This window comes from Micromonospora sp. WMMA1976 (genome assembly GCF_027497335.1).
GTDB classification, from domain to species: domain Bacteria; phylum Actinomycetota; class Actinomycetes; order Mycobacteriales; family Micromonosporaceae; genus Micromonospora; species Micromonospora aurantiaca.
In genome coordinates, this window is the sequence record NZ_CP114912.1 from 4,124,338 (window position 1) to 4,144,375 (window position 20,038).

General features: G+C 73.6%; 21 protein-coding genes and 1 pseudogene. 8 read left to right on the top strand and 14 right to left on the bottom strand.

Features of this window, described 5'->3' with window-relative positions; all coding sequences use genetic code 11:
* Positions 1-78 precede the first annotated feature (78 nt).
* From O7546_RS18790 to O7546_RS18800, 3 genes are all read right to left on the bottom strand, one after another.
* Complete coding sequence (locus tag O7546_RS18790; protein ID WP_194803064.1) at positions 79-882, bottom strand: hypothetical protein; 804 nt, start codon at positions 880-882, stop codon at positions 79-81.
* 128 nt (positions 883-1,010) lie between these two features.
* Positions 1,011-2,117, bottom strand: a complete 1,107-nt coding sequence (locus tag O7546_RS18795) for an SPFH domain-containing protein (protein ID WP_013287363.1) — start codon at positions 2,115-2,117, stop codon at positions 1,011-1,013.
* Between the two features lie 5 nt (positions 2,118-2,122).
* Positions 2,123-2,596 carry an NfeD family protein gene (locus O7546_RS18800; protein WP_194803063.1) on the bottom strand — a complete coding sequence of 158 codons (474 nt, stop codon included), beginning with the start codon at positions 2,594-2,596 and terminating at the stop codon, positions 2,123-2,125.
* 98 nt (positions 2,597-2,694) lie between these two features.
* On the opposite strand from O7546_RS18800, the gene O7546_RS18805 reads away from it, so the two are divergent.
* On the top strand, positions 2,695-4,005 hold the full coding sequence (locus O7546_RS18805) for a serine hydrolase domain-containing protein (protein WP_281599805.1): 1,311 nt from the start codon (positions 2,695-2,697) through the stop codon (positions 4,003-4,005).
* Between the two features lie 402 nt (positions 4,006-4,407).
* Here O7546_RS18805 and O7546_RS18810 read toward each other — a convergent pair whose 3' ends face one another.
* The gene (locus tag O7546_RS18810) at positions 4,408-5,220 is read right to left on the bottom strand and encodes a DUF3097 domain-containing protein (protein ID WP_194803061.1); all 813 of its coding nucleotides are present in this window, start codon (positions 5,218-5,220) and stop codon (positions 4,408-4,410) included.
* 161 nt (positions 5,221-5,381) lie between these two features.
* On the opposite strand from O7546_RS18810, the gene O7546_RS18815 reads away from it, so the two are divergent.
* Both O7546_RS18815 and O7546_RS18820 read left to right on the top strand, forming a co-directional pair.
* Positions 5,382-6,176: a hypothetical protein gene (locus O7546_RS18815; RefSeq protein WP_135241109.1), complete on the top strand. Its 795-nt coding sequence runs from the start codon at positions 5,382-5,384 to the stop codon at positions 6,174-6,176.
* A 69-nt stretch (positions 6,177-6,245) separates the two neighbouring features.
* Positions 6,246-6,770 (top strand): GNAT family N-acetyltransferase, encoded by a 525-nt coding sequence (locus O7546_RS18820; protein ID WP_281599807.1) that lies wholly within the window; start codon positions 6,246-6,248, stop codon positions 6,768-6,770.
* Positions 6,771-6,785: 15 nt separating this feature from the next.
* On the opposite strand, the pseudogene O7546_RS18825 reads toward O7546_RS18820, so the two are convergent.
* From O7546_RS18825 to O7546_RS18860, 8 genes and pseudogenes are all read right to left on the bottom strand, one after another.
* A pseudogene (locus tag O7546_RS18825) lies at positions 6,786-6,947 on the bottom strand (IS5/IS1182 family transposase); the annotation flags it as partial.
* Between the two features lie 47 nt (positions 6,948-6,994).
* Positions 6,995-7,774 (bottom strand): HAD-IIA family hydrolase, encoded by a 780-nt coding sequence (locus tag O7546_RS18830; protein ID WP_091048117.1) that lies wholly within the window; start codon positions 7,772-7,774, stop codon positions 6,995-6,997.
* A gap of 33 nt (positions 7,775-7,807) precedes the next feature.
* Positions 7,808-8,839, bottom strand: a complete 1,032-nt coding sequence (locus O7546_RS18835; protein WP_194803059.1) for a ferrochelatase — start codon at positions 8,837-8,839, stop codon at positions 7,808-7,810.
* A gap of 135 nt (positions 8,840-8,974) precedes the next feature.
* The gene (gene fabI, locus O7546_RS18840; protein WP_135241111.1) at positions 8,975-9,742 is read right to left on the bottom strand and encodes an enoyl-ACP reductase FabI; all 768 of its coding nucleotides are present in this window, start codon (positions 9,740-9,742) and stop codon (positions 8,975-8,977) included.
* Between the two features lie 23 nt (positions 9,743-9,765).
* Positions 9,766-10,521: a beta-ketoacyl-ACP reductase gene (locus tag O7546_RS18845; protein WP_194803058.1), complete on the bottom strand. Its 756-nt coding sequence runs from the start codon at positions 10,519-10,521 to the stop codon at positions 9,766-9,768.
* Positions 10,522-11,076: 555 nt separating this feature from the next.
* On the bottom strand, positions 11,077-12,027 hold the full coding sequence (locus O7546_RS18850; protein WP_194803057.1) for a VWA domain-containing protein: 951 nt from the start codon (positions 12,025-12,027) through the stop codon (positions 11,077-11,079).
* The gene (locus O7546_RS18855) at positions 12,024-12,980 is read right to left on the bottom strand and encodes a DUF58 domain-containing protein (protein WP_194803056.1); all 957 of its coding nucleotides are present in this window, start codon (positions 12,978-12,980) and stop codon (positions 12,024-12,026) included. The genes O7546_RS18850 and O7546_RS18855 overlap by 4 nt, the downstream gene beginning before the upstream one ends.
* Entirely contained in the window at positions 12,959-14,065 is a 1,107-nt protein-coding gene (locus O7546_RS18860; protein WP_269697301.1) for a MoxR family ATPase, read from the bottom strand. Before O7546_RS18860 ends, O7546_RS18855 begins: the two co-directional genes overlap by 22 nt.
* Before the next feature lie 254 nt (positions 14,066-14,319).
* Here O7546_RS18860 and O7546_RS18865 point away from each other — a divergent pair, with 254 nt between their 5' ends.
* The 3 genes from O7546_RS18865 (at position 14,320) to O7546_RS18875 (ending at position 16,620) form a co-directional block, all read left to right on the top strand.
* A complete protein-coding gene (locus O7546_RS18865; RefSeq protein WP_120568985.1) occupies positions 14,320-14,529 on the top strand; it encodes a hypothetical protein in 210 nt (69 codons plus the stop codon).
* 73 nt (positions 14,530-14,602) lie between these two features.
* Positions 14,603-15,130, top strand: coding sequence for a PH domain-containing protein (locus O7546_RS18870; protein ID WP_194803054.1), 528 nt, complete (start codon positions 14,603-14,605; stop codon positions 15,128-15,130).
* Between the two features lie 125 nt (positions 15,131-15,255).
* Entirely contained in the window at positions 15,256-16,620 is a 1,365-nt protein-coding gene (locus O7546_RS18875) for a PH domain-containing protein (protein ID WP_194803116.1), read from the top strand.
* 90 nt (positions 16,621-16,710) lie between these two features.
* Here O7546_RS18875 and O7546_RS18880 read toward each other — a convergent pair whose 3' ends face one another.
* Positions 16,711-17,775, bottom strand: coding sequence for a phosphatase PAP2 family protein (locus O7546_RS18880; RefSeq protein ID WP_194803053.1), 1,065 nt, complete (start codon positions 17,773-17,775; stop codon positions 16,711-16,713).
* A 115-nt stretch (positions 17,776-17,890) separates the two neighbouring features.
* Between O7546_RS18880 and O7546_RS18885 the strand changes: the two genes are divergently transcribed.
* Positions 17,891-18,295 (top strand): hotdog domain-containing protein, encoded by a 405-nt coding sequence (locus O7546_RS18885; RefSeq protein ID WP_194803052.1) that lies wholly within the window; start codon positions 17,891-17,893, stop codon positions 18,293-18,295.
* On the top strand, positions 18,292-19,119 hold the full coding sequence (locus O7546_RS18890) for an MBL fold metallo-hydrolase (RefSeq protein ID WP_281599816.1): 828 nt from the start codon (positions 18,292-18,294) through the stop codon (positions 19,117-19,119). Before O7546_RS18885 ends, O7546_RS18890 begins: the two co-directional genes overlap by 4 nt.
* A 13-nt stretch (positions 19,120-19,132) precedes the next feature.
* Here O7546_RS18890 and O7546_RS18895 read toward each other — a convergent pair whose 3' ends face one another.
* A complete protein-coding gene (locus tag O7546_RS18895) occupies positions 19,133-20,035 on the bottom strand; it encodes an aminoglycoside phosphotransferase family protein (RefSeq protein WP_194803050.1) in 903 nt (300 codons plus the stop codon).
* Between the last annotated feature and the right edge of the window lie 3 nt (positions 20,036-20,038).

Sequence of the window (20,038 nt, forward strand, 5' to 3'; positions counted from 1 at the left end):
GCCACGAAAGCCGCCTACCGGCCACCTCGCCAGGCAACTGTCAGTTACTTCACGGCGACCGCCCAGCTGAAGAAACGGTCAGCCCGCCCCGAGTGGGCCCTTCGGTGACGCGGGCGGCACGGGTGCGGCGGCGACGCTCGCCGCGGCGGCGTCCCGGGCGATGGTCTCGGGCACCAGGCGGCCGCTGCGGTAGCCGATGCCGATGCCGGCGACCAGCACGAAGATCGCGCCGAACGTCTGCAGCGAGCCGATCAGCGCGCCACCCAGCCCGAGCAGCGGGGCGGCGATCATCAGCATCGTCCCGTCGCCGTAGGAGAACATCCCGGACCGGGCGACCGACCAGCCGGTGAGGAACCAGCCCGCGCTGTAGAGGGTGGCGCCGAACAGCACGATGCCACGCGCGGTCACGCCGAACACCGGCGTCTGCTCGGCCAGCCCGGCGAAGGGCAGCATCAGCACCATCCCGCCGATGCTCGCCAGCAGCCCGGCCAGTGCGACGCGGCGGCAGCGGGTGGCGGCGAGCAGGCCGGTGAGTGCGAGCAGGGCGAGCAGCCCCAGCCACACCGAGGCGACCCAGCCGACCAGGTAGAGCGGCCGGCCGTCGGCCGGGTACGGGTCGTTGCCCACGCCGCCGTCGCTGGCCATCGCCACCAGGCCGTAGAGAACCGCGTACGCCGGGAGCAGCCAGACCGCCGCGCGGGCGAACCGGCGGATCGACCAGGCCCAGGTCGCGTCGGTGGCCGGCGCTCCCGGGCCGGGTTCGGAGACGAACGGCAGGACCCCGAAACCCCCTCCGGTACGCCGGGAACCGATCGGTCCGGCGGGGTCGTGCGCGCCGGGGACCGGGGTACGGGAGAACAGCCGGTTCGCCGGGTCCTTCATGCCTCACCTCGTTCGCGCCGCGGGTGGCCCGGGGCACGCAACGGCGCTCCGGCCCTGCTCACCACCCGTCCTGAAACCGATGGTGGCAGTCGCCGGAGCGCCGCATGAGGGATTCTCGGATTTGCCGGTCAGCCCCGCTCGCGCTGGTCCGCCGGGTCGTTCACCAGGCTGGCCGGGGACACCGGCTCCGGCGCGGGCAGACCCTTCGGGTTGTTGCCGCCGGTGGCCTGCGCCTCCGCCACGCGTACCTCGTCGTGGATCTCCTGGGCCGCGACGGCCGCGGCCTGGGCGGCCTCGGCGGCCTCCCGCTCGACCTCGCCGGCGCTCTTGGCGGCCTCCGGCGACGGCACGTCGCCGGCCATGTTCGCCAGCCCGCCCAGCGCGCCGCCCATGCCCTCCAGGGCCTTGGTCAGCTCGGTCGGGACGATCCAGACCTTGTTGGCGGTGCCGTTGGCGATCTGCGGCAGCGCCTGGAGGTACTGGTACGCAAGCACCTTCTGGCTCGGGTTGGCGGTGTGGATCGCGTCGAAGACGGTACGGATCGCCTTGGCCTGGCCCTCCGCCTGGAGGATCCGGGCCTGGCGGTCACCGTCGGCGCGCAGCACCGCGGCCTGCTTCTCACCCTCGGCGGTGAGGATCTGCGACTGCTTGTGCCCCTCGGCGTTGAGGATCGCGGCACGGCGGTCCCGCTCGGCACGCATCTGCTTCTCCATCGAGTCGCGGATGCTCGGCGGCGGCTCGATCGCCTTGATCTCGACCCGGGTCACCTTGATGCCCCAGCGGCCGGTGGTCTCGTCCAGCACGCCGGACAGGTGCCGGTTGATCTCCTCGCGGCTGGTCAGCGCGCGCTCCAGGTCGAGCGAGCCGATCACGTTACGCAGCGTGGTGACGGTGAGCTGCTCGATGGCCTGGAGGAAGTTGGAGATCTCGTAGGTGGCGCGAACCGAGTCGACCACCTTGAAGTAGAGGACCGTGTCGATCGAGACGACCAGGTTGTCGGAGGTGATCACCGGCTGGGGCGGGAAGCTGACCACCTGCTCGCGCATGTCGACCTTGGTACGCACCGCGTCGACGAACGGCACCAGCAGGTTCAGGCCCGGGTTCAGCGTGCGCTTGTACCGGCCGAGTCGCTCCACCACGTCCTGACGCTGCTGCGGCACGATCCGCACCGCCTTGAACAGCGTCACCACACCGATCAACGCCACCGCGATCATCAGGATCGCCAGAAACTCCATACCGTTCACCTTTTCGCTTCGGGCAGCTCGCCCGGGGTGGAAATGTCGTCCTGCCATACCAGGGCGGTAGCGCCCCGGACCTTTATCACCTGCACCCGCTCACCCTCGGCGTACGTGCGCGTCGCGTCGTACGAGCGGGCCGTCCACAGCTCACCATCGATCTTGACCATGCCCCGGTCGGCGTCGACCGGCTCCAGGACCACAGCGGTGGCCCCTTCCAGCGCCTCGACCCCGAACGGCTGCTCCCCGGTCTCCAGCGCCGGCCGGGCATGCCGCCGGACCACCGGACGGACCACCGCCACCGACAGCGCCGACACCACCGCGAAGACCACCGCCTGGAGCGCCACCGGCGCACCGAGCGCCGCGGCGCCGGCGGCGGCGAACGCCCCGACCCCGAACATGATCAGGAAGAGCGTCGTCGTGAAGATCTCGGCGACCGCTAATACCACACCCAGAACGATCCAGAACACGGCGTCCACGAGAACAATCCTGACACGTCAACGCACGTGTCATCGAACTGTCATGATCGCTAGGCTCGGCACGGCGTACCGCGCCGCCGGCCGACGAGGAGGACGACATGCCCCTGCTGCCCGAGACCGCGCGTCAGGTGGACCTGCTGGTCGCCCGGGCCCAGGCCGAGGGGCGGGGTCCCTCGCTCGCCCTCGGCGTGGTCCGCGACGGCCGCCTGGCGCACCTGGCGGTCGCCGGTGAGACGCCCCGCCCGGACGGCGACCTCCAGTACCGGGTCGGCTCGATCACCAAGACCATGACCGCGGTGCTGGTGATGCAGCAGCGCGACGCCGGGCGGCTGGCACTCGACGACCCGCTCGACGCCCACCTGCCCGGCACCCCGGTCGGCGCGGTGACCGTGCGCCAACTGCTCGGCCACGTCGGCGGCCTGCAACGCGAGCCGGACGGCGACTGGTGGGAACGCGCCGAGGGCATGGACCTGGACACGCTGCTGGCCGGGCTGACACCGGGCAAGATCGCCTATCCGCCGCACTTCGTCTACCACTACTCGAACCTGGCGTACGGGCTGCTCGGCGCCGTGCTGGAACGGATCACCGGCACGCCGTGGGCGGAGCTGCTGACCGAGCGGCTGCTGACGCCGCTGGGCATGCGCCGCACCACGTACCACCCGGCCGAGCCGTACGCCCACGGCTACGTCGTCCACCCCTGGCACGAGACGCTGCGGGAGGAGCCGCGCACCGACACCGGGGCGATGGCGCCGGCCGGGCAGCTCTGGTCGACGGTCGAGGACCTGGGCCGCTGGGCGGCGTTCCTGGCCGACCCGGACCCGGCGGTGCTCTCCCCCGCCACGCTCACCGAGATGTGCGCCCCCGTCGTCATCAACGACCTGGACGCGTGGACCGGCGGGCACGGCCTCGGCATCGAGCTCTACCGGGTCGGCGACCGGGTGTACGTCGGACACGGCGGCTCCATGCCCGGGTACGTGGCCGGCCTGGCCGTGCACCGGCCGACACGCACCGCCGTGGTCAACTTCGCCAACGCGTACGGGCTGCGCGGCCACCACATCGGCGCGCTCGGCCGCGAGGCGCTCACGCTGGTGCTGGACGCAGAACCGGCCGCGCCCGCCCCGTGGCGCCCGGCCGACCCGCCCGCCGCCGACGTGGCCGCGCTGACCGGCCGCTGGTGGTGGATGGGCGGCGAGTACGAGTTCCGCGTCGACGCCGCCGGTGACCTGGTCGGCGGTCAGGTGGGCAGGCCGCTGCTCCGCTTCACGCCGGAGGGCCCGGACCGGTGGCGGGGCCGCTCCGGCTCCCAGGACGGCGAGATCCTCACGGTGATCCGCGACGCTTCCGGCACCCCGACAGCCCTCGACATAGCCACCTTCGTCCTAACCCGAACCCCCGACGACCTCCCCTGACATCCCTCGCCCCCGCCCCCGCCGCCCCCGCCGCCCCGCCGATCTTGCACTTGTGGCCCCTATTTCGCCCCGCTATGCCCGATCCGCGGGGACCACAACTCCATGATCGACGCACGTGGCCGCCCTTCACCCCGGTGATCAAGGAGTTTGCGTCGGCGTTGATCTCCAGCACGCCCACAACTCCTTGATCAACCAGGCGAGGGGCACGAGGGCGCCGGAACAGAACCCGGAAGGGGCGGGGACAGGAGATCCGGGGGCGGGCGGAGCCGGCGCACGGCGGGGCCGGGGGCGACCGTGACCGGCGCAGGGATCAAGCCTGACCGCCCGGAGCCGGGCACGGTCGCCCCCGGACCCCAACCGCAACCACGGCCCTGACAACGACCACGACCGGGCAGCGACCAGTCAGACAGGCTCGGTGACGAAGTCGATCAGGCGCTCCATCGCGTTGATCAGCGGCGTCTCCACGTCGGCGAAGCTGTCCACCCGGGACAGGATGTGCCGCCACATGTCCGCCGGCTCACCCACCCCGAGCGCCGCGCAGACGCCCTCCTTCCAGGGCCGCCCGGGAGGAACCACGGGCCACGCCGCGATGCCGAGCGCGGCCGGGCGTACCGCCTGCCACACGTCGACGTACGGGTGCCCGGTCACCAGCACGTGCGGCGAGTTCACCCGGGCCACGATGCGGCTCTCCTTCGAGCCGGGTACGAGGTGGTCGACGAGCACACCGAGCCGGCGACCCGGGCCGGGCGCGAACGCGCGTACCTCGTCGGCGAGCGCGTCGATGCCGTCCAGCGGTTCCACCACCACGCCCTCGATGCGCAGGTCGTCGCCCCAGATCCGCTCGACCAGCGCGGCGTCGTGCACGCCCTCGACCCAGATCCGGCTGGCCTTGGCGACCTGCGCCCGTACGCCGTCCACAGCGATCGACCCGGACGCGGTACGGCGGCGCGCGGCGGGCACCGGTGCGCGGGCCGGGCGTCGCAGCGTGACCGGCCTGCCGTCGAGCAGGAACGCGGCGGGCAGCAGCGGGAAGTTGCGCCGCCGTCCGTGCCGGTCCTCCAGCACGACCGCACCGGAGTCGAAGCCGACCACCGCGCCGCAGAACCCGGAGTCGGCGTCCTCGACCACCAGGTCGGGTTCGGCGTCGACCTCGGGGGTGACCTTCCGTCGTCGCCAGTCACCGGCCAGCACGTCCCCGTCGTATCGCCCCGCCATGCCGCTGACGCTAACCAGCGCCCCGGCGTGTCGCTCGCCGACGCGCCGACCGGGCCGTCATCCGTCGGCACGAAACGGTGCGAAGGGGGTAGTTGGGGCCAGGTCGCGCCGCCGGAGCGGCAGCCGAGACAGCAGCGGCGCGGAGCACGTACCCTTTCCGCATGTCCTCCCCCGCAACGGGCGCGGCCACACTGGCTCCGCGCCGGTCGAGCCGGTTCGTCGCCTGGGTGCGTGCCTGGCGAGCCGGCCTGGTGCCCTTCGACGAGGTGGCCGACGCCGTCGCCGGCGACGAGGAGCACCTCGTCGCCGACGCCCCCGGCACCTGGACCGACGTGTCGCTGCGGGAGGCGCTGCCCAGCCTCGCCAAGCATTCACCAGACGACATCCGCCTGGTGCTGCCCGCGCCCGGTGACCCGCGCGGCCTGCCCGGTCCGGGTGCGTTCGCCGGGGCGGCGCTGGTGGCGGGCGAGGCGGTGGTGGCGAGCGGGATGGGGCTGGTGCCCGAGGTCCGTACGCACACGTCCGGCTCGGGGATGACCTGGGAGACGGTGCTCTGGCGGGTGCATCCGCTACCGGCGGACGCGCCGAAGGCGTCCCTCACCACGCCCGGCGCGGCGGAGGCCGAGGCGGAACTCGCCGCCGTGCTGGCCGAGACCACCGCCACGCTGACCCGGCTGGACGTCGCACAGTGGCGGCCCGAACTCGCCGGGGCGCTCGCCGCGCTGCGCCGGCCGGACGGCGCCACCGACCTGCCGCCCGGCTTCGACCCGCGCGCCCGCCGCCTGTTCGCCCGCGCCGCCGTACTGGATCGGGTGCTCGCGCTGGCCGGGGAGAGCGCGCCCGGCGGCGCGGTGAACACCTACGAGGCGCAGCAGCGGGACGCGGCCCTGCGGCCGCTCACCACCGCGTGCCGGCAGGCCCTGGTGGCCGCCTGCAACGCGCCGCTGCGACTCTAGGGTCTGGTGTGAAAGTCGCTGGCCACGGGCCGCGGGCTGTGTTCCCATGCCGCAGTGAGGAGCGAGAACGTGTTCGGCGCGGACGTACCCCCGACTGTCCGACAGCGGTCTGATCGCGACCTCAGTGACTGTGTGCGGGTGCTGGCAGAGGTTCATGAGCGCGACGGTTATCCGGTGAGCTGGCCCGATTTCCCGGCCGCATGGCTCACGCCGCCATCGCTCATCGCCTCCTGGGTGGCGGAACTGGGTGGCCGCATGGTCGGTCATATCGGCTTGTCCCGAAGCGACGCGGGAGACGCGGCACCTGGGCTGTGGGGCGCTCGTGCAGGTGTGAGTATCGACGCGACTGCCGTGGTCAACCGGTTGTTCGTCGCTCCGTCGGCCCGCGGCCACGGGATCGGTGCGCTGCTGATGGCGCAGGCTGTCGAAGAAGCACAGCATCGCGGTTTGCATCCCGTGCTCGACGTGGTGGCTTCTGACACTGCGGCGGCGGCTCTGTACGAGAGGCTCGGCTGGCAGCTGCTGGCCACAGTCGAACAGCGGTGGAGCCCGGAGCAGAAGGTCGCCGTCCGGTGTTATGCGGCGGCAACCTGAGGGTAGTGCCCCTGGTCACAGCCGTTCGTTGAGGACTGCGACCGGCGCGGCCGCCTCGTAGCGTACGGCACGCTTGTCGTATCTCGTGGCGACTGCACGATGGCGCTTGAGCCGGTTGACGCCGTATTCGACCGCATGCCGCTCGCGGTAGTCGGTCTTGTCGAACTTCGGTGGCCGCCCACCGCCTGGCCCTCGCGGCACCGGAACCGGACGGACGCCGCGGCTCAGACCTCGTCGATCAGGTCGGCCACCGAGTCGACGATCCGCGACGGACGGTACGGGTACCGCTCGGCCTCGGTCCGGCTGCTGATGCCGGTGAGCACCAGGATCGTCTCCAGCCCGGCCTCCAGGCCGCACAGGATGTCGGTGTCCATCCGGTCGCCGATCATCGCGGTCGACTCGGAGTGCGCGTCGATGGTGTTCAGCGCCGAGCGCATCATCATCGGGTTGGGCTTGCCGACGAAGTACGGGTCGACACCTGTCGCCTTCGAGATCATCGCAGCCACCGAGCCGGCCGCCGGCAGCGCGCCCTCCATCGACGGGCCGGTGGCGTCGGGGTTGGTGCAGATGAACCGGGCGCCGTCGTTGATCAGCCGGATCGCCTTCGTTATCGCCTCGAAGCTGTAGGTGCGCGTCTCCCCCAGCACCACGTAGTCCGGGGCGAAGTCGCTGAGCACGTACCCCACCGCGTGCAGCGCCGTGGTCAGGCCGGCCTCACCGATGACGTACGCGGTGCCGCCCGGCCGCTGGTCGGCCAGGAACTGGGCGGTGGCCAGCGCGGACGACCAGATCGCCTCCTCCGGCACGTCCAGCCCCATCCGGGCCAGCCGCGCCTGGAGGTCGCGGGGCGTGTAGATGGAGTTGTTCGTCAGCACCAGGAACGGCTTGCCGGAGGCACGCAGCTTCTTGACGAACTCCGGGGCACCGGGCACCGGCTGCCCCTCGTGCACCAGCACGCCGTCCATGTCGGTGAGCCAGCTCTGCACCGGCTTGCGGTCAAGCATCGTGTCGTCCCCAGGGGTGTCGTCGGGTCGGGCTCAGGGCCGGCGGGCCGGGGGTACGCAGCACAGCGCCGGGCAGGTGTCCCAGGCCGGCAGTTCGCCGAGTCGGCGGCGCAGCCGCTCGCCGTCCGGGGCGGTGCGCTCCAGCACCAGCTCGCGGACCATCGTCACGAACCGGGGGTCGACCCCCGGGGTGCCGGCGCGGACGAAGTCCAGGCCGAGCTGCTTGGCCGTCTCCAGCGCCTCGGTGTCCAGGTCCCACACCACCTCGAGGTGGTCGGAGACGAAACCGATCGGGCTGACCACCACGCTCGTCACGCCCTGCTCGGGCAGCGTCGCCAGGTGGTCGTTGACGTCCGGCTCCAGCCACGGCACCTGCGGCGGCCCGGACCGGCTCTGCCAGACCAGGTCGTACTCCAGGTCGGGCGCGGCCGCGGCGTGCACCAGCCGGGCGACCTCCTCGAGCTGGGCGGTGTAGCGGCCGCCGTGCGGGCCGGCGGTGGCCGCCGCGGACATCGGGACGGAGTGCGCGGTGAAGACCAGCCGGGTGCTGTCCCGCTTCGCCGGGTCGAGCTGGGCCAGCGCGGCGCGGACCGCGTCGGCGTGCGGCTCGATGAAGCCGGGGTGGTCCCAGAACTGGCGCAGCTTCTCGATCAGCGGGGCGTCCGGGCCGACGGCGGCGCGGGCCGAGGCGATGTCCTCCTGGTACTGCCGGCAGGAGGAGTAGCCGCCGTACGCGCTGGTGACGAACGCCAGCGCCCGGGTGATCCCGTCGTCGCGCATCCGCGCCACCGTGTCGGCGAGCATCGGATCCCAGTTGCGGTTGCCCCAGTAGACCGGCAGGTCGACGCCGTTGGCGGCGAAGTCCGCGCGGATCGCCGCGAGCAGGTCACGGCACTGCTGGTTGATCGGCGACACCCCGCCGAAGTGCAGGTAGTGCTCGGCGACCTCGGCCAGCCGCTCGGGCGGCACCCCCCGCCCCCGGGTCACGTTCTGCAGGAACGGGAGAACGTCCTCGGGCCGCTCCGGGCCGCCGAAGGAGACCAGCACCAACGCGTCGTACGCCATGGGGCCATTCTTCCTCGCCCGCCGTCACGGCGTGGCGACGCCCCCTGGTCGGTGTGGTGACCACCCGGGCCGCAGCGTGTTAAAAAGGGCCCCTTCCGCTGCACGAGGCGTTGAGAAGGGGCCCTTCCTTACATCTCAGGCGCCGATGGCGTGGTAGCCGCCGTCGACGTGGACGATCTCACCGGTGGTGGCCGGGAACCAGTCGGACAGCAGCGCCAGGCAGGCCCGCGCGGCGGGCTCCTGGTCGGTGAGGCTCCAGCCCAGCGGGGCCCGCTCGGTCCAGGCGTCCTCGAACTGGTCGAAGCCGGGGATGGACTTGGCCGCGATGGTGCGCAGCGGGCCGGCCGCGACCAGGTTGCTGCGGATGCCCTGCTTGCCCAGGTGCAGCGCCAGGTAGCGGGAGGCGGACTCCAGCCCGGCCTTCGCCACGCCCATCCAGTCGTAGACCGGCCACGCCTTGGTGGCGTCGAAGGTGAGGCCCACCACGGCGCCGCCGGCGGACATCAGCGGCAGCGCGGCCATCGCGAGGGACTTGTACGAGTAGGTGGAGACCTGGAGCGCGGTGGCGACGTCCGCCCAGGGGGCGTCGAGGAAGCCGCCGCCGAGGCAGCTCTGCGGGGCGAACCCGATCGAGTGCACCACGCCGTCGAGGCCGTCGACGTGCTCGCGTACCTTGTCGGCGAGCCCGGCCAGGTGCTCCTCGTTCGTGACGTCCAGCTCGATCACGGGCGCCGGCTCGGGCAGCCGCTTGGCGATCCGCTCCACCAGGGAGAGCCGGCCGTAGCCGGTGAGCACGACCTGGGCGCCGTTCTCCTGGGCGAGCTTCGCCACCGAGAAGGCGATCGACGCGTCGGTGATGACGCCGGTGACAAGCAGCCGCTTACCGGCGAGAAGTCCGGACATTGCGTGTCTCCTCCGTGCTCTGCTCAGTGGCCCATGCCGAGGCCGCCGTCGACCGGGATGACGGCGCCGGTGACGTATCCGGCCGCGTCCGAGGCGAGCCAGGTGACGACGCCCGCGACCTCGTCCGGGGTGGCCATCCGGCCGGCCGGGATCGACTTGCGGATCTCCGCCTTGCGCTCCTCGGGCAGGCCGGCGGTCATGTCGGTGTCGATGAAGCCGGGCGCCACCACGTTCGCGGTGATGTTGCGGGCGCCCAGCTCGCGGGTGATCGAGCGGGCCACGCCGACCAGGCCGGCCTTGCTGGCCGCGTAGTTGACCTGGCCCGCGCCGCCGGAGAGACCGACCACCGAGGAGATGAAGATCATCCGCCCCCAGCGACCGCGGAGCATCTTCGTCGAGGCCCGCTTGGCGACCCGGAACGAACCGGTCAGGTTGGTGTCGAGGACGCGGGCGAACTGCTCCTCGGACATCCGCATGATCAGCGTGTCGTCGGTGATGCCGGCGTTGGCGACGAGCACCTCCACCGGGCCGAGTTCGGCCTCGATCGTGGTGAACGCGGCGTCGACCGACTCGGCGTCGGTCACGTCGCACCGCACGCCGAACAGGCCGTTCTGATGGCCGGCTCCGCCTGCGCCAAACCCCGGCTCGGCTGCTCCGGCACCGGGGACTCCGCCGCTGCGATAGGTGACGGCCACCCGGTCGCCCTGCTTGGCGAACGCCTGCGCGATGGCCAGGCCGATCCCCCGGTTCCCGCCGGTCACCAGCACGGTTCGGGCCACGGATCCCCCTCTGCTCCAGTGATCTCTCGGTCGGTCGGAGCCTAGGGGTTACCGACAGGTAAGCGCTAACCCGCGCAGGTCACGGCACCGCTCCCGCCGGGGTCCGCGGGACCGGCGACCGCGCGCGCGGCACCCGCACCCCCGGTGTACGATGATCGCGTCTGCGGGCCGGTCTGCGCCCGCGCCGGGCCCCGCCGACCGCTGGAGGTGATCGCTGTGCGAGATAGCGATCCTCCCAGTCGTGGCCGGGCCCACCGTCAGCCCCGCTGAGCCACGGCTCGGTCGACGCGGCTGACCCGCTTCCCGCCCCCGCACCGCATCCGCTCTCCGGCGACCACGCCGGGGTGTGGCCTGCCGCGCGGCGGAGCACCCGGTCACGACTTCGTGCGCGTACGCCCCGCCCTCCCACGGCCCGCACCGGGCCGACCGTCGCCACGGAGCACACCCATGAGCCGTTACGTCGCCCCGCTGGGCTTCACCCTCGCCGCCGTCTGGGTGGCCGTCCTGTTCGTGCTGGCCGGCGGCGGTCACTGACCACCGCCGGCCGGTTCCGGCTCACACGAGCCGGGACGTCCAGAGCAGACTCAGCGCGCCCGCGCACAGCGCCAGCAGCAGCGCGATCCCCGCGTACCACTGGGTGATCTCGCGCGGCTCGGTCCGGTAACCGATCGAGCTGCCCATGTCCTGGTAGACCTGCTTCAGCTCGCTGGCCGACGCGGCCTCGTAGAAGAAGCCCTGCGTGGTCTCCGCGAGCTGGGACAGCGCGGTGCGGTCCACCGGCACCCGCTGGAGCTGCCCGCCGATGTCGACCTGCCCCGAGTCGGTGCCGAACGCGATGGTGGACACCGGCACGTTCGCCGCCTGCGCCGCCGCGGCGGCCTCCTCGACCGAGCGGCCCGACGTGCGGTAGCCGTCGGACAGCAGCACGATCCGGGCCGGCGGGATACCGGCGGCGCCGTCGGCCGGCACCGAGCGGATCGCCTCCAGGCAGGTGAACACCGCCTCGCCGGTGGCTGTCGCCTCGGCCAGCACCAGCCCGTCGATCGCGCTGGTGACGGCGGCCCGGTCCTTGGTCGGCGGCACCAGCACGTTCGCCGACTTGGCGAACGAGACGAGCCCCAGGTTGTAGCTCTCCGGCAGCTCGCCGACGAACTGCTTCGCCGCCTCCTGGGCCGCCTCCAGGCGGTTCGGCGACACGTCGTCGGCCTGCATCGACAACGACACGTCGATGGCGAGCATCACGGTGGCCCGCTCCAGCGGCTCGCGGGTGTCGATCGCCGGGCGGGCCAGCCCGGTCGCCAGCACCAGCAGGCAGAGCAGGAACGCGGTCGCCGCGACGTGCCGCCGCCAGCCCAGTCCCTTGGGCGCGACGGTACGCAGCAGGTCGACGTTTGTGAACCGCAGCGCGTACTGCCGGCGGTGCAGTTGCCGCCAGACGTACGCGGCGGCGAGGGCGAGCACCGGCAGCACGGCGAGCAGCCACCACGGTTGCAGAAAACGGATCATCGAGTCGTCCCTCTGGTGCGGGCGTGCCGCTGCGCGGCGACGAAACGCACCATGTCCAGCAGCCAGTCTCGGTCGGTACGTAGGCGCAGGTGGGCCGCGCCCGCGGCGCGCAGCTCGGCGGCGATCGCCCCGCGCTGGGCGGCGGCCGCCTCGGCGTACCGGCGGCGCAGGCCCGGGTCGGCGGTCTGCACCTCGTGCAGTTCGCCGCTCTCCGGGTCGACCACCGGCAGCACCCCCACGTCGGGCAGTTCCAGTTCCCGCGGATCGACCACCTCGACGGCCAGCACGTCGTGGCGGACCCGCAGCTTACGCAGCGGTCGGCCCCACTGCTGCGGCGGCGCGAGGAAGTCGGAGATCACCACCGCCACGCCACGCCGCCGGGGCGGCCGGTTGAGCATGTCGACGAGCGCGCCGAGGTCGCTGCGGCCGGGCCGGATCTCGGCGCCCGCCACCGCCCGCAGCAGCCCCTGGGCCTCTTTGCGGCCGGAACGGGCGGGCAGCCGCAGCATCGTCCCCGGCCCGCCGGCCCCGCCGGTGCCGACGACGGCGCCGATCCGGTTGCCGCCCCGCACGGTCAGGTGGGCCAGCGCGGCGACCGCGGCGACCGCCACGTCCCGCTTGAGCCACCGCCCGGTGCCGAAGTCCAGGCTGGCCGACATGTCGACGGCCAGCCACGTCTCCAGTTCACGGTCGGCCACCGTACGCCGGACGTGCGGCATGGTGGTGCGGGCGGTGACCGGCCAGTCCATCCGGCGCACGTCGTCGCCGGGCCGGTACTCCCGGGACTCCCCCGCCTCGCTGCCCGGTCCGGGCAGCAGCCCGGCGTAGTCGCCCTGGAGCAGCCCGTCCAGCTTGCGGGTGACCATGATCTGGAGCCGGGCCAGCACGGCCCCCGAGCGGTCGCCGGCGGCGCTCAGCGGGGTGGGCGAGGTCACGGCCGCTGCCCGGGCCATCCGTTGTGCGGGACGGCCGGTGGCGGCGGTGTGGACTGCTGGCGGGGCGCGACGGCGGGCAGCGGGATGGTCGACATCACCCGGTGCACGATGTGGTCGGCCGGTACGTCGTCGGCGAGCGCGTCGTAGCTGAGCACCAGCCGGTGGCGCAGGATGTCCGGGGCGATGTCCTGCACGTCCTGCGGCAGCGCGTAGTCCCGGCCGCGCAGCAGCGCCAGCGCGCGGGTGGCCCGGACCAGGCCGAGCGAGGCGCGCGGGCTGGCGCCGTACTGGATGAGCTGGGCCACGTCGGGCATGCCGTGCTCGGCGGGCGCCCGGGTGGCGAGCACCAGCCGGACCGCGTAGTCGACGAGCGCGTTGTGCACGAACACCTGGTCGGCCTTGCGCTGGAGGGCGACCAGGTCCGGGGTGTCGAACACCCGGGCCGGCTCGGGCGGCGCGACGCCCATCCGGTAGACGATCTCGCGCTCCTCGGCGTCCGTCGGGTATCCCACGACGATCTTCATGAGGAACCGGTCCCGCTGCGCCTCGGGCAGCGGGTAGACACCCTCCTGCTCGATCGGGTTCTGGGTGGCCATGACCAGGAACGGGTCCGGTACCCGGTGGCTCTCGCCGCCGATGGAGACCTGCCGCTCGCTCATCACCTCCAGCAGCGCCGACTGCACCTTGGCGGGCGCGCGGTTGATCTCGTCGGCGAGCAGGAAGTTGACGAAGACCGGGCCCAGCTCGACGTCGAACTTCTCGCTGGACTGCCGGTAGATCCGGGTGCCCATGATGTCGGCAGGCACCAGGTCGGGGGTGAACTGGACCCGGGCGAACGAGCCGCCGACGACCCGGGCCAGGGTCTCCACGGCGAGCGTCTTGGCCACACCCGGCACACCCTCCAGCAGGCAGTGCCCCCGGGCCAGCAGCGCGACGAACATCCGCTCGACCATCCGGTCCTGGCCGACGATCACCCGCTTGGTCTCGAACAGTGCCCGCTCCAGCAGCGTGGCGTCCTGGGCCGGGGTGGTGCCCGCCGGGGGCGGCGCGTCCGGCGCCGCCTCGGTCGGGTTCGGCACGTCGGGTGTGGTCGGCTGGGCCACCGGTCCTCCACAGCAGGGTCGTCGTCGTGGCGTGGTGCGTATCAAGACTGTCATGCCTCGCTGAGAGCCGAGGGTGGGAGAGGCACGATTTTCGCCGCGCCGTCCCACCACACCGTCCCGCCGCGCGGGAAACGCTGAACACGGGTGGACAACAAGGGGTCCGCAGTGTGTACGATTCACCCCGTCGCCGGGCGGCTCCCCCCGTGGCCGCCCGGCGCTAAAACTCCCGGCGTGCGGCCTCTAGACTCGCCCCGGTGACGACTCCCACCACCCCGGACGAGACGCTGATCTGCTCGGCGCGGGGGTGTCGCGCACCCGCCGCCTTCCAGCTCCGCTGGCACAATCCCCGCCTGCACGCGCCGGACCGGCGCAAGACCTGGCTGGCCTGCCCGGAGCACCGCGGCTCCCTCGGTGACTTCCTCGAGGCACGCGGCTTCCTCCGCGAGGTGGTCCCGCTTCCCTGATCGCCTACGCTCGAAGCGTGAGCGAGCAGACGACCCGAGTCCGTACCGGCGGCGAGCACGGCAGGTCTCCCCGATGAGCGGTGACGGCCCCGCCGGCCTCCCGCCCGCCTCGCGCAGCGCGCTGGAGCCCTGGCCGGACACGGTCCACTGGCAGCCGATCTCCCGCGACCTGATCTGGGTGGAGCTGATCCGGCTCGGCATCGGGCTGGCCGTGGCGCTCGTGGTGCTCGGCGTGGCCTGGGCGCTGTCCGGGCACTGGCTGCTCGGCGCCGCCGTCGGCGTGGCGCTGCTGATGGGCGTCTGGCGGTCCGTCACCATCGTGCGCGCGGTCCGCGCCTGGGGGTACGCCGAGCGCGACGACGATCTGCTCGTGCGCCACGGCCTGCTGGTGCGGCGGCTGTCCATCGTGCCGTACTCGCGGATGCAGTTCGTCGATGTGAGCGCCGGTCCGCTGGAGCGCGCGTTCGACCTCGCCACCGTGCAATTGCATACGGCCGCCGCCGCGAGCGACGCGCGCGTGCCCGGCCTGCGCCCGGCCGAGGCGTCCCGGCTGCGCGACCGACTGACCGCGCTGGGCGAGGACCGGGCGGAGGGCCTGTGAGCGAACGGAGCGACTCCGGCGCCCCGCCGCCCCACGACGACCGGCCCGACCCGACCCCCGGACCACCATCCGGGTACGGACCCCCGCCCGGACCCGACGCGACGCCCGGGCCGTGGCCCGCGCCGCTGCCGCCGTACCCGGGACCGTGGGGTCCGGCGGCCGGACCGCCCGGCGGCGAGGAGCCACGGCAGCGGCTGCATCCGCTCAGCCCGGCACTGCACGGCGCGAAGTCGCTGGTCGTGGTGATCGCCGGGCTCTCCTGGTCGACGCTGTCGCGCGTCGGGTTCGGCTGGTTCGCGGTGCTGGTCACCGTCTTCGTGCTCGGCGCCACAGTGCTGTCGGTGGTGAGCTGGTGGAACACCGGCTACCACCTGGTGGGCCGCGAGCTGCGGGTCTACGAGGGCCTGCTGTGGCGGCGCACCCGGGCCATCCCGCTGGAGCGGTTGCAGGCGGTCGAGGTGGTCCGGCCCCTGCTGGCCCAGCTCACCGGCCTGGCCGAGCTGCGGCTGGAGGTGGTCGGCGGGGGCAAGACCGAGGCGCCGCTCGCATACCTCAGCGTGGCCGAGGCCACCGCGCTGCGGCAGCGGCTGCTCGCGGTCGCCGGTCGCTCCGCCCCGGCACCGGTGCCGGCGGCCGAGCCCGGCGCGCCGGTCGCGCCGCCCGTGCCGGAGGGTCGCCGGCTGCACGCCGTCCGCAACCAGGACCTGCTGGTCAGCCAGCTGCTCACGCCGCAGGCGTTCCTGCTGCCGCTGGGCCTGGTGTTCGTCGGCGCCCAGTTCCTCTCCGAGGGCTCGTGGTCGTTCATCGCGGTGGCGAGCACGCTCACCGCGATGGCCGGTGTGGTGCTGCAACCGATCCGCCGGGTGCTCGACGACTGGAGCTTCCGGCTCGACCGGGACGACGGCACGCTGCGCGTGCACAACGGGCTGCTGGAGACGCGGATGCAGACCGTGCCGCTGCACCGGGTGCAGACGGTACGGGCGACGTGGCCGCTGCTGTGGCGGATGAAGGGGTGGCTGCGGCTGCGGCTGGAGGTGGCCGGCTACTCGGCCGGTGAGCCGGACGACCGCAACCGCCCGGACCGGCTGCTGCCGGTCGGCGACGCGGGCACCGGCGCGATGGTCGTGGCGGAGGTGCTGCCCGGCGTACGGCTGGACGCGCTACCCGCCACGCCGCCCCCGTCACGGGCCCGGTGGCTGCGGCCGCTGAGCCGCAAGGTGGTCGGCGCCGGTCTCGACGAGCGGGTCTTCGTGGCCCGCTCCGGGTTGCTGACCCGGCGGTTGACGCTGGTGCCGTACGCCCGGATCCAGAGCGTGCGGGTCACGCGGAGTCCGGTGCAGCGGCTGCTGCGGCTGGCCACCGTGCACGCGGACACCGCCGGTGGGGCCGGGGCGGCGGCCGTCGACCGGGATCTGGCCGACGCGTGGGAGCTGGCCGCGGAGCTGACCGAGCGGTCGCGCGCCGCCCGCCGTACCGACAGCGGCCGCTGACCCCGGCGGGCCGCGACGCCACGACGGCGGTACGGCAACGACGGCGGCGCGGCTACGACCCGGCCGCCCGAGACGGCCGGTGGCGCGGGCCTACCGGCGCTCGGCGGGCACCGCGTCCCGGTCGTCGGCGGCGCGGTCCGGGGTGTCGGCGTCGCCGTCGGCGGACGGCTCGCCTGCGGCGACGGCGGGCTCACCGGCCCGCCGGGCCTGCCGCGCCGCCCACCAGCGCTCGGCCAGGCCGACCACCAGGAACGTCATGCCCACGTACGCCCAGCCGACCAGCACGTCGATCAGGTAGTGCTCGCCGCTGTACATCAGCGTGAACGTCATGGCCAGCGGGTACGCCAGCATCAGCGGCCACCAGCGCTTACGCACCGACCGCATGAAGAACAGCACCACGAACAGCGCGAACGCGGTGTGCAGCGACGGCATCGCGGCCACCGGGTTGGAGGCGATCTGCCCGGCGTTGAGCAGGTTGCCCGCGCCGTGCATGCCGATCTCCTTCCACCCCCGGGTGGAGATCCGCGCGACCTCGGTGAGCAGGCCGTTCTGCGCCGCCCACCACGGCGGCGCGGCCGGGTAGGCGAAGTAGGTGACCAGGCCGGCCGCGCACAGGAAGCCCCAGCGGGACATGTACGCGATCCAGCGCCGCCGGTTGCGCATCCACAGCACCGCGGCGGCGGCGAACGTCGCCACGAAGTGCGAGAAGTAGATCCAGCTCACCAGCACGTCCCACCAGCGCACCTCGGACGCGTCGTACAGGCGCTCCTGGAGCCAGATCGTCGGCACCTCGCCGCCGGTGAGCCAGCCGGTGAGGAAGCGGTCGGCGATGATCAGTTCCATCGCGTGCGGGGTGGCGCCGTTGTCGGCGAACCCGCGGGACAGGTTGTACGCGGCCAGAAGCAGCACCACCGGGATCCAGTCCCGGGCGAACCGCAGGTGGCTGCGCCACGGGCGGGCCGAGTTCCACGCGATCGTGCCGGCCCAGATCCAGAGGAACGCGTACGCCGGGTCGGTGGGCAGGCCGATGGCGAGCCAGGCGACGACGAAGGCGACGCCCCAGATGGTCATCGCGATCACACGGCGGCGCCCGCCGTCGGGCGACTCGGTGGTCGCGTCGGGGGCGGGGGTCGGAGATTGTGTCAGCTCGGCCATCGCGGACAAGGTTAACGGCGGGCGACGGGCGGGCATGCGGGCGGGCGGTGGCGACCGGACCGGTGGCGGCTCGGACGCCGGACGGGCGCGGGCCGGCTGCACTAGGCTCGGCCGCATGCAGGAGCAGCCGGAGTCGCCCTTCACGCCGGGCCTGACCGCCCGGGTCGAGCTCACAGTGACCGACGCCGACACCGCGCAGGCGGTCGGCTCGGGGGACGTGCCGGTGCTCGGCACACCCCGGGTGCTGGCGCTGGCCGAGGCGGCGACGGTGGCCGCCGCCGCGACCCGGATGCCGTCCGGGTCGACAACCGTCGGCGTCCGGGTGGAGCTGGAGCACCGCGCTGCGACGCCGGTGGGGCGTACCGTGGCCGCCCACGCCGAGCTGGTGAAGGTCGACGGGAAGCGGCTCGTCTTCGACGTGACGGTCACCGACGGCCCCACCGTGGCGGCGCAGGGCCGGGTCGAGCGGGTGCTCGTCGACCGGCAGCGCTTCGTCGAGCGGGCCGTGCGCCAGTCATGACCGCCGGGTTCTCCGAGGTCGCCGCCGGGGTGCACGTGCTGCGCGAGCCGACGCTCGCGGTCAACGTCGTGCTGGTGGTCGGTGACGGCGCGGCGCTGCTGGTGGACACGCTCTCCACCGCCGGGCAGGCCCGGGAACTGGCGGCGGCGGCGCGGGCAGTGACGCCGTACCCGTGGACGATCGTGAACACGCACCACCACTTCGACCACTGCTTCGGCAACGCCACGCTGGCCGGGCCGGACACCGCGATCTACGCGCAGGCCCAGGCCGCGGCGGCGCTGCGGGACCGGTCCGACGCGGTGCGCCGCGCCGCGTACGAGGAGATGCGTGCCGGGCACCCGGCGCTGGCCGAGGAGCTGGCGCACACCGAGCTGCGGGCGCCGACACACGAGGTGCACGAGGAGACGGTGCTCGACGTCGGCGGCCGGCGGGTGGTGCTGCGCCATCCCGGGCACGGGCACACCGACGCCGACCTGGTGGTGCACGTGCCTGATGCGGACGTGCTGGTCGCGGGCGACCTGGTGGAGCAGAGCGGACCGCCGGCGTTCGAGGAGTCGTACCCGCTGAAGTGGCCGGACGCGCTGGCCGACCTGCTGCGGCTGACCACGCCCACGACGGTGGTGGTGCCCGGCCACGGCGAGCCGGTCGGCGCGGACTTCGTCCGCGAGCAGCGCGCGCAGCTCGCGCGGCAGGCGTGGCTGATCCGCGCCGGGCACACCGGCAGCGCCCCGCCGGAGCGGGTGGCGGCCGAGTCGCCGTTCGGCGCCCGGCCGGGCCTGATCGCCGCCCGTCGCGGCTACGCGGAGCTGGACGGCACGGCCTGACCGGCGGCCGGGTTCAGCCGGCGTCGGCCAGGATCTCCCGGAGGCGGTTGCGACACTCGGCGACGAACGCCGGGAACGTGTGCCAGTAGTAGGAGACGCCGCTGGCCGCCACGCCGAGCGCCCAGGCGCGGGCCCGCGCCCAGGTGACGTCGTCCACCCCGAGCGCATCCCGGTAGGCGTGCCGGGCCGGCGGCGGAAGGTCCCAGATCGGCGCGTGTTCGGCGTCGGGGTGCCCGACGGTCAGGCCGCCGAAGTCGATGACCGCCCGCAGCCGGCCGTCGTGCACCAGCAGGTTTGTGGGTTTGAGGTCGCCGTGCAGCCAGACGTGCGGCCCGGCGGGTTCGGGCAGGGTGAGGGCGTCACGCCAGAGCCGGACCAGGGTGCCGACGTCCGTCTCGTCGCCGATCAGGGTCCGGCAGTCGTCGAGCGCCGCGGAGATCCAGGTGTCGCAGGGCCGGAGGCTGCCGCCGCGGTAGCCGCTGAGCGGGCCAGCGCGGGTCGCGCCCATCAGGTCGGTCGCGTGCAGGCGCCGGACGAACGCGGCCAGGTCGGCGCCGAGCGCGGCCCAGTCCGCGACCGTGCCGGCCCGGACCTCGTCGCCCGGTATCCAGCGCTGCACCGACCACGGCAGCGGGAAGGCGTCGGCCGGGACGCCGGCGTACACCGGCTCCGGCACCCGGTACGGCAGCAGCGGCGCGAGGCGGGGCAGCCACCGCTGTTCCTTGCGCAGGGCGCCGGCCTTCTCGGCGGTGCGCGGCAGGCGGACGAGCAGGTCGGCGCCGAGGCGGTACATCGTGTTGTCGGTCCCGGCGCCCGCGGGCGTGAGCGGCAGGGCGGCCCACTCGGGGCGCTGTGCGGTCAGCAGCGCCCGGACGACCTGCTCGTCCACGGGTATCTCGTCCTGGTGCAGGGCCATCGG

Bases quoted from the DNA above. Each gene is read 5' to 3' on its own strand.
- O7546_RS18790 (WP_194803064.1), bottom strand. From the start codon at position 882: ATGAAGGACCCGGCGAACCGGCTGTTCTCCCGTACCCCGGTCCCCGGC.
- O7546_RS18795 (WP_013287363.1), bottom strand. From the start codon at position 2,117: ATGGAGTTTCTGGCGATCCTGATGATCGCGGTGGCGTTGATCGGTGTG.
- O7546_RS18805 (WP_281599805.1), top strand. From the start codon at position 2,695: ATGCCCCTGCTGCCCGAGACCGCGCGTCAGGTGGACCTGCTGGTCGCC.
- O7546_RS18810 (WP_194803061.1), bottom strand. From the start codon at position 5,220: ATGGCGGGGCGATACGACGGGGACGTGCTGGCCGGTGACTGGCGACGA.
- O7546_RS18815 (WP_135241109.1), top strand. From the start codon at position 5,382: ATGTCCTCCCCCGCAACGGGCGCGGCCACACTGGCTCCGCGCCGGTCG.
- O7546_RS18830 (WP_091048117.1), bottom strand. From the start codon at position 7,774: ATGCTTGACCGCAAGCCGGTGCAGAGCTGGCTCACCGACATGGACGGC.
- O7546_RS18835 (WP_194803059.1), bottom strand. From the start codon at position 8,839: ATGGCGTACGACGCGTTGGTGCTGGTCTCCTTCGGCGGCCCGGAGCGG.
- fabI (WP_135241111.1), bottom strand. From the start codon at position 9,742: ATGTCCGGACTTCTCGCCGGTAAGCGGCTGCTTGTCACCGGCGTCATC.
- O7546_RS18850 (WP_194803057.1), bottom strand. From the start codon at position 12,027: ATGATCCGTTTTCTGCAACCGTGGTGGCTGCTCGCCGTGCTGCCGGTG.
- O7546_RS18855 (WP_194803056.1), bottom strand. From the start codon at position 12,980: ATGGCCCGGGCAGCGGCCGTGACCTCGCCCACCCCGCTGAGCGCCGCC.
- O7546_RS18870 (WP_194803054.1), top strand. From the start codon at position 14,603: ATGAGCGGTGACGGCCCCGCCGGCCTCCCGCCCGCCTCGCGCAGCGCG.
- O7546_RS18880 (WP_194803053.1), bottom strand. From the start codon at position 17,775: ATGGCCGAGCTGACACAATCTCCGACCCCCGCCCCCGACGCGACCACC.
- O7546_RS18885 (WP_194803052.1), top strand. From the start codon at position 17,891: ATGCAGGAGCAGCCGGAGTCGCCCTTCACGCCGGGCCTGACCGCCCGG.
- O7546_RS18890 (WP_281599816.1), top strand. From the start codon at position 18,292: ATGACCGCCGGGTTCTCCGAGGTCGCCGCCGGGGTGCACGTGCTGCGC.
- O7546_RS18895 (WP_194803050.1), bottom strand. From the start codon at position 20,035: ATGGCCCTGCACCAGGACGAGATACCCGTGGACGAGCAGGTCGTCCGG.